Source organism: Kitasatospora nipponensis (assembly GCF_039528135.1).
GTDB lineage: Bacteria > Actinomycetota > Actinomycetes > Streptomycetales > Streptomycetaceae > Kitasatospora > Kitasatospora nipponensis.
This window is the reverse complement of record NZ_BAAALF010000416.1, coordinates 1-1,458: the sequence shown is the minus strand read 5'-3', so window position 1 is coordinate 1,458 and position 1,458 is coordinate 1. Positions and strand designations below refer to the sequence as shown.

The window sequence follows — 1,458 nt, the reverse complement described above, 5'->3', positions numbered from 1 at the left end:
GCGAGCTTGCCCCCGGGAATGCAAATGACCCGAAAGCCATCTTCTGCAAGGATCTCCCAGGCCTCGTAGTGCGGATCGGGAGTCGCCGTCAGCGTCGCCCCACAAGCAAACTGAATTGTCAGGACTCCACCGTCGGACGACCACGCCTTGGAGATGTCCTTGTGCAGGAGTCTGACAAGACTGTCCGCGGGAACATCAGTATCCCCTGGTTGAAACGCAGCTGAGGTGCCGTCGGCGTCCTTCAGCTCCACGTTCGCTTGAAGGCGGATCCGCGTGTCCGGATCCACGAGGAGAGTCAGCGCATAGTCGAAACAGACTCGCGTCAGGGTGCGGCCTTCAACCTTGAGGTACATGCAAAGATCCTACAGGAAGAGAATGATACCCGCTCTCGTCTATGGCAAAGATCCCATAGGAAGAGAGTAATACCCGCTCTCGTCTATTGCGAAGTGAGTTGTCGAATTACCTCCGGGCTTTCCATCCAAATCGAGATAGTGGTCATTTTTGGCGTCCCGGAAGCGGACATATCCATTCGGGTAACGAGGGTCGGCGCCGGGGTCCATGATTCGGACCTCCGTGACCCTGCCCTTCCAATAAGAGGGGGCCGTCCAGATCCAACCGTCATTATTCCTAGTTGGCGTTTTCGTCCAGTCGGAGCCCACTCCTGCTGGCAGCTTGGACGGAAGCGCGAGCCCGTTGGCCGGCGCTGGCTCAGGTGCGGCTCCACTGGCTGGATTTGAGCCTTTGGATGCCAGCTTGCTGGCGGCTTTGGATGCCAGGCCCTTTCCGACTGCGGATGCTCCGAATGACACATCGCCAGTGCCCAGCAGTGGGATGTTCTCCAGTTGCCAGTCCAGCAGTTTGCCATAGAGGTCGTTGTATGTGCTGGAGTCTTTGCATTCCTTGATGGCGAAGCATGCATTTAGGGCAGCTGCAACATACTGATGGTGATCATCGACGGCATCCTCGCCAAAGCGGTGATTATTCTTTTGGAGAAGCTTCAGATTTTTGTTGGTCTTCTCTCGGAGCTTTCCAAAGTTTGGGGTTGTGCTTATTTGAATCCCGCCCGGGAGAACGGCTTTCTCTGTCTTCTTGATCTCGACATCCCATGCCCCGCCATCACCCAGAGACCAGGTTTCTTTGACAATTTGGCCTTCAGGGGTCTGGCATTGTCCCGTTCCGCCACATGTCCCGTCGGGGCGCAGCCCTGAGGGGTCGCTGAGGTTGAGGGGGTTGTTGTTGCTGTAGGCGTAGCCGTTCCATTGCTGGGGATCGGCTGGGTCGAGGATGGGGTCGGGGTTGATGAAGCGGCCAGTTGTGGGTTGGTATTGGCGGGCGCCGAGGTTGGTGAGGCCGGTGGTGTCGTCCTTGGTTCCGCCGACGTAGCCGTGGGTGCCGGCCCATCCGGTGGGTTGGGTGCCGCGGGGGTTGCCGAAGGGGTCGGTGGGGCGGCGGGTTTCG

At 58.5% G+C, this 1,458-nt stretch carries 2 protein-coding genes; both read right to left on the bottom strand.

The window, feature by feature from the left end:
* Positions 1-353 (bottom strand): DUF6188 family protein (locus ABD323_RS40785; RefSeq protein ID WP_344447162.1); only part of this gene is annotated, 353 nt, incomplete at its 3' end.
* Between the two features lie 39 nt (positions 354-392).
* On the bottom strand, positions 393-1,458 hold a 1,066-nt coding region (locus ABD323_RS40780), incomplete at its 5' end, for an RHS repeat-associated core domain-containing protein (protein ID WP_344447161.1).